Source organism: Actinotalea sp. C106, assembly GCF_023630195.1.
GTDB lineage: Bacteria > Actinomycetota > Actinomycetes > Actinomycetales > Cellulomonadaceae > Actinotalea.
On sequence record NZ_JALPKN010000213.1, the window covers coordinates 1 to 5,533 of the forward strand.

Here is a 5,533-nt window from a genome sequence, read left to right on the forward strand (position 1 = left end):
GACGTGCACGGGGGGCGCGTCTGCGGCCACGTCGCCCTCGGCGACCCCCGCAGCGGCCCGGCGCTCGGTGAGCCGCGCACGGGTGTGCTCGGCGACGCGCGGCTCCTTCTCGCGCAGCCACACGAGGGCCGGGGTCGCAAGGAAGATCGAGGAGAAGGTCCCCGCGATGATGCCGACGAACAGGGCCAGGGCGATGTCCCTCAGCGTGCCTGCCCCGAGCAGGAAGGCACCGATGAAGAGGATCGCGCCCACCGGGAGCACCGCGACGATCGAGGTGTTGATCGACCGCACGAGGGTCTGGTTGATGGCCAGGTTGGCCATCTCCGCGTAGGTGTACCGGCGTTGGTCCAGGGTGTGCTCGACGTTCTCGCGAACCTTGTCGAAGACCACCACGGTGTCGTAGAGCGAGTACCCGAGGATCGTGAGGAACCCGATGACCGTGGCCGGGGTCACCTCCCAGCCGATCGCGGCGTAGAGCCCGACGGTGATCACCAGGTCGTGGAGCAGGGCGAGCACCGCGGCGGCAGCCATCCGCCAGTCGCGGAAGTAGACCGTCATGACCACCGAGACCAGGGCGAGGAAGATCACCAGCCCGCGGAGGGCCTTCTCGGTGACGTCCTGCCCCCAGATCGGGCCGACGAACGTCGAGGTGACCTGGTTGCTCTCGAGCTCGTAGGCCGAGGCGAGGGCTGCCGAGAGCTGCTGGGTCTCGGTATCCGTGAGCTGTGAGGTCTGGACGCGGACCATGTCGTCACCGACGGTCGAGACCCGCGGGGTCTCGGCATCACCGATGGAGGCGACCGCGTCGATCGCCGGCTGCTCCTCGCTGTCGGTCACCCCGGAGAGCATGAACTCCGAGCCGCCGCGGAACTCGATGCCCGGGTTCAGGCCACGGACGCCCAGGAGCACCGCGGAGATCAGCAGCACGGCCCCGGCGAGCATGAACCAGCGTCGCTTGTTCCCGACGATCTCGTACGACCGTCGCCCCGTGTAGAGGTCGTTGCCCCACTGGGACATGCGGGTGGCCATCAGGCGTCCTTCCCGTCGTCGCGCCGATCGGCGTCACCCTCGGGCTCGACCGAGCCCTGGGCTGCGCGGCGTTCCGCGGCGCGTCGCTCAGCGATCGTCATCCGTGGTCCGCCGGAGGTCGCGGGAACCGTGGCAGGGGTCCGCCCGGACCGCTCTTCCTCGCGGAGGCCCGGTCCGGCGGCGGGCGAGACACCTCGACCGCCGCGCTGCGCCGGGTCGGTGACGCGGCCCCGGCCCGCGTAGCGGACCCCGCCCCGCAACGCGCTCGCGTCGAGACCCGAGAGCGGGTGCCCCTCGGCGAAGAAGCGGGTCCGGGCCAGCAGCTTCATCACCGGGTGGGTGAACATGAAGACCACGAGGAGGTCGATCAGGGTCGTGAGGCCGAGGGTGAAGGCGAACCCTCGGACCCCGCCCACGGCCAGGAAGTACAGGACCACGGCGGCCAAGAGGCTCACGGCGTCCGAGATGAGGATGGTCCGCCGCGCCCGTGTCCACGCCTCGTCGACAGCCGCGCGCAGGCTGCGCCCGTCACGCAGCTCGTCCCTGATCCTCTCGAAGTAGACGATGAAGGAGTCGGCCGTGATGCCGATCGCGACGATGAGGCCGGCCACACCGGGCAGGCTCAGGCGGTAACCCTGGGCCCAGGACAGGAAGGTGATCAGACCGTAGGCGAACACCCCCGCGAGGACGAGCGAGCTGATCGTCACGAGCCCGAGGGCGCGGTACTGGAAGAGCGAGTAGACCCCGACGAGCAGCAGGCCGACCAACCCCGCGAGGAGGCCTCGCTGGAGCTGCTCGGCGCCCAGGGTCGCAGAGATCTGCTGCTCGGACTGCACCACGAAGGTCAGCGGCAGCGCACCGAAGTTGAGCTGGCGGGCCAGGGTTCCCGCGGACTCACGGGTGAAGCTGCCCGTGATCTCGGCGTTGCCGTCGATGATGATCGAGTTGACCTGCGGGGCGGAGATCACCAGGCCGTCGAGGACCATCGCGAACTGGTTGCGCGGGGACTCGAGGCTCAGCAGCCGCGTGGTCACGTCGCGGAACTTCTGGGTTCCCTCGCCGTCGAAGTCGATGGTCGTGGCCCACTCGGTGGTCTGGATGCCCTGGGCGTTGACCCGCAGGCCCGAGCTCGCGCTCGCGACGTCCTGACCCTCGACCTCGACCGGCCCGAGCACGTACTTGGCCGATCCGTCGGCTCCGCACGCGACGACGGGCTCGTCGGGCTCACCCACGAGCTCGGCCCCCCCGGTGAGGTTGGCCGGGTCGGTGCAGTCGAGGGCGCCGAGCTCCTCGAGCACGGCGTCGGTGACCCACGCGAAGTCGCTCGGGTCCGTCGGCTCGACGGGCTCGGCGGCGCCCTCTTCCGTGCCGGCCTCGTCCTCGGAGGCCGGCACGTCGGCGGCCGGCTCCTCGGCATCAGCGCCCTCAGCACCCGCATCGCCGTCGGGCGAGCTCTCGGTGGCCTCGTCCCCCGTGGCTTCGCCGTCCGTCGACTCGCCCTCGGAGGCCTCGGCAGACTCGTCGGTCGCCGCGGCCTCCTCGTCCGAGGCGCCCTCGGCGTCCTCGGCGACCTCGTCGGGACCGGGCGCGGTCACCACGATCACCGGTCGGAACAGCATCTGCGCGGACTCGCGCACCAGGTCGAGGGTGTCCTGCGTGGGCTCCCCTGGCAGGCCGACGACGATGTTCGTGCCGCCCTGGCTCGAGATCTCCGCCTCGGCCACGCCGGAGGCGTCGACCCGCTGGCGGATGATCTCGATCGACTGCTCGATCGTCTCCTCCGTGACCCGCTCCTCGTTCTCGGAGACGGGGGTCAGGATGATCTGGGTTCCGCCCTCGAGGTCGAGGGCGAGGTCAGGGGTCATCGAGGCGTCGGACCACTGGGTCCCGGCCAGGAGACCCCCGAACAGCGCGCTGACCATGACGGCGAGGACCACGAGGGTCCGCACTGGGCGTTCACGGCGGGCAGGTGCCACGTCTTCGTCTTCTCTCGTTCCCGCCCGGCGCGCGACCGGACGTCAGCAAGCCGGAGCCCCAGGGCCCCGGCGGGTGCTCAGCGGAGGGGCTTGTCGTCCTCGTCACGGGGCGAGGTCAGGCTCGAGGCGTCGTCCGGGACCTCGAGCACGGTCTCGTCCTGGTCGACCTGGTCGACGGACGCCTCGTCCTCGGGCAGGTCCTCGTCCTCGAGGTCGTCGTCGTACTCGCCGTCCTCGTACTCGTCGTCGCCGAGCTCATCGTCGCCGAGCTCTTCGTCCTCGAGCTCTTCGTCCTCGTCGAGCTCGTCGTCCACGGGGGGCTCGACGAGCTTGGCGATCGCAGGACGCAGCCAGCGCGTGGTGATGCCCTCACCGATCTCGAGGGTGACGACGTCGTCCTCGACCGCGACGATCGTGCCGAAGAGACCGGACCCGGTCATGACCTCCTGCCCCGGGGCGAGGTTCGCCCGGAAGTCCGCGGCGGCCTTCTGCTGCTTGCGGCTGCGGCTGGTCATGAGCCACATCGCGCCGAGGAAGAGGGCAAGGATGATGACGAGTTCCATGGGGGTCTTCTCACGTCCTGTGTCGGGTGCAACGGCCCGCAGTCTAGGTGACGGGCCCTCCCCGCCCTAACGACCCCGCGCCACGCAAGGTTCCGGCGTGACTGCGCTCGAGCACCTCGATCAGCTGAACAGAGCGCTGCCAGCCTCAGGCGGTGCGAGGCCGAGGTGGTCCCACGCGCGTGGAGTCGCGACACGACCCCGAGGCGTCCGGCCGATGAGGCCCTCACGGAGGAGAAAGGGCTCGGCGACCGTCTCGACGGTCTCGGGCTCCTCTCCCACGGCTACGGCCAGGGTGGTCAGACCGACCGGGCCGCCGCCGAACCGGGTGCACAGGGCGGTGAGCACCGAGCGGTCGAGGCGGTCCAGGCCCAGCGAGTCGACCTCGTAGACCGCGAGGGCGCTGCGCGCCGCGGCGAGGTCGAGGGTGCCGTCAGAACGCACCTGCGCCCAGTCACGGACACGGCGCAGCAGGCGGTTGGCGATGCGCGGTGTGCCTCGTGAGCGGCTGGCGATCTCACCCCCGGCGTCGGCGTGCAGGTCCACCTCGAGGAGCCCGGCCGACCGGCCGAGCACCTGCTCGAGCTCGGCGTCGTCGTAGAAGTCGAGGTGACCGGTGAAGCCGAACCGGTCCCGCAGCGGGGCTGGGAGCAGCCCGGCCCGGGTGGTCGCACCGACCACCGTGAAGGGCGGCAGGGCGAGGCCGATGGCGTTGGCCCCCGCGCCCTTGCCGACGACGACGTCGACCCGGAAGTCCTCCATCGCGACGTACAGGAGCTCCTCGGCCGGGCGGGCGAGGCGGTGGATCTCGTCGATGAAGAGGACCTCTCCCTCCTCGAGGGAGGACAGCACCGCGGCGAGGTCACCTGCGTGCTGGATGGCCGGGCCCGAGGTCACCCGGACCGAGGTGCCGAGCTCCGCGCCGATGATCATCGCGAGCGTGGTCTTGCCGAGCCCCGGCGGACCGGACAGCAGCACGTGGTCCGGGGTCCCACCCCGGCCGAGTGCGGCGTGCAGCACGAGCTCGAGCTGCTCGCGGACCACCCGCTGACCGACGAACTCCGCGAGCCGGCGCGGGCGCAGGGCTGCCTCAGCCGCCCGTTCGAGGTCCTCGGCCCCGGGGGCGACGACCCGCTCGGTCGCGGTGTCCTCCTCAGCCACGGCCACCTCCGAGCACCCGGAGCGCTCCGCGCAGGACCGCCGCGACATCAGCGGCCTCGACAGCACCGGCATCGGGAGGCACGACCGTCGCGACGGCGTCCTCAGCCGCCCGCTGGTTCCACCCCAGGCCGACCAGCGCCTCGACGACCTCACCACGCCGGTCGGCCTGCTGCAGCGGTGCGCGAGTGCCCGAGCCGCCCTCGGCTACGTCTCCCGGACGGCCGAGCCGGTCGGCGAGCTCGAGCACGATGCGCTGGGCGCCCTTGCGTCCGATGCCCGGCACGCGCTGGAGGGCCGCGAGGTCCTCGTCGGCCACGGCACGACGCAGACCATCCGGCGTGTGGACCGCGAGCATCGCGAGGGCCAGCCGCGGACCGACACCGCTGACGGTCTGCAACGTCTCGAAGACGTCGCGCTCGTCGGCGTCGGCGAAGCCGAAGAGGGTGAGTGAGTCCTCCCGCACCACGAGGGTGGTCGCGAGGGTGCCCTCGTGCCCCAGGCGCAGACCGGCTAGCGTGGCCGGGGTGGCGTGGGCCAGCAGCCCGACGCCCCCGACCTCGAGCACCGCTGCGTCCAGACGCAGTCCGACTACCTGGCCGCGCAGGCTCGCGATCACGTTCCGCTCCTCAGGACGACCCGAACAGGTGTACGAGCGGTCACGCTAGCATCCGTCGCGCACAGCGACGGCACGCCGCGCGCTGGTCACGGACGGGTCACCTGGACCCACCGCGGGTCGCGGCCTCGGCCTGGGCCCACGCCCGCTGGGCAGCCGTCGCGCCGGGGACCGCACCCGCTGCGCTCGAGGCG

General features: G+C 71.7%; 5 protein-coding genes. All 5 read right to left on the bottom strand.

What is annotated here, in order from left to right; all coding sequences use genetic code 11:
* Positions 1-1,029: protein translocase subunit SecF (secF, locus tag L0B03_RS13225; RefSeq protein ID WP_250446513.1), on the bottom strand; the 1,029-nt coding region annotated here is incomplete at its 3' end.
* Positions 1,029-3,005: a protein translocase subunit SecD gene (gene secD, locus L0B03_RS13230; RefSeq protein ID WP_308200057.1), complete on the bottom strand. Its 1,977-nt coding sequence runs from the start codon at positions 3,003-3,005 to the stop codon at positions 1,029-1,031. The genes secD and secF, both read right to left, overlap by 1 nt.
* Positions 3,006-3,082: 77 nt before the next feature.
* On the bottom strand, positions 3,083-3,568 hold the full coding sequence (gene yajC / locus L0B03_RS13235) for a preprotein translocase subunit YajC (RefSeq protein WP_250446515.1): 486 nt from the start codon (positions 3,566-3,568) through the stop codon (positions 3,083-3,085).
* Positions 3,569-3,688: 120 nt separating this feature from the next.
* The gene (gene ruvB / locus L0B03_RS13240; protein WP_284501781.1) at positions 3,689-4,774 is read right to left on the bottom strand and encodes a Holliday junction branch migration DNA helicase RuvB; all 1,086 of its coding nucleotides are present in this window, start codon (positions 4,772-4,774) and stop codon (positions 3,689-3,691) included.
* Positions 4,719-5,342: a Holliday junction branch migration protein RuvA gene (gene ruvA, locus L0B03_RS13245; RefSeq protein WP_250446519.1), complete on the bottom strand. Its 624-nt coding sequence runs from the start codon at positions 5,340-5,342 to the stop codon at positions 4,719-4,721. The genes ruvB and ruvA overlap by 56 nt, the downstream gene beginning before the upstream one ends.
* Positions 5,343-5,533 lie beyond the last annotated feature (191 nt).